This is a genomic window from Arhodomonas sp. KWT, from assembly GCF_010993615.1.
Window position 1 is genome coordinate 1 of the sequence record NZ_WNXE01000768.1, and the last position, 797, is coordinate 797.

At 69.8% G+C, this 797-nt stretch carries 1 protein-coding gene; it reads right to left on the bottom strand.

Annotated elements, in window-relative coordinates; translation table 11 throughout:
* The coding region (locus G7A99_RS22275; protein WP_163144186.1) for a PAS domain-containing protein at nt 1-797 on the bottom strand (797 nt) is incomplete at both ends.

Sequence of the window (797 nt, forward strand, 5' to 3'; positions counted from 1 at the left end):
GTGAGGGTGGTGAACGCGGGATTCACGCGCTCGATCACGCCGTTCGCGTCGGTGATCATCAGCGCCTGGCTGGTACGGAAGGCCTTGGCCAGCAGCCGCTGCTCGGCGGCAAGCGCCCGCCGTTCGCTGATGTCCTCCACGATCCCGTCGATCCAGCGCTCGCCGGCGCTGTCGCGGACCCGCGCGGTGACTGCGACCCAGACCTCCCGCCCGTCCAGCGTCCGCAGCGGCAACTCGCGGGCACGCAGCACACCCGCGCGCATCAGCTCGGCCGCCACTGCACGCGCCTGGGCGGAATCGGGGTGGAAAGAGGCGGCGGACCGGCCGATGAGCTCGTCGGGTGTCGCCGCCCCGAGGATCCGGGCCATCGCGGGATTGGCATCGGTGACCCGCCCGCCGTCAGCGGGGCGGCTGCTGTACACGCCCACCGGCAGCGACTCGAAGATCCGCCGGTAGCGCTCCAGCCACTGCTGATAGCGATGCGCGCGGGTGACATCGTGAACGATGGAGTGGAGGTACTCCCGGCCGTCGATGAACACGGGTCCCGAGTACACTTCCACCTCCCGCAGCTCACCGTTCGCGGTACGGTGGCGGAAGCGGAAGAAGCGCTCCTGCTCCCGGCGGGCCCGGTCGATCTCCCCCGTCAGCATGTCCGGGGCAAGCGTGTTCAGATCGCCGACGTGCAGGGTGGTGATCTGACCGCGGGTGTAGCCATAGAACGCGAGGGCCGAGTCGTTGGCGTCCGCGATACGCCCCGTCGCCGCCTCGATGAGCAGCTTCGGGGCAATGTTGAGGTG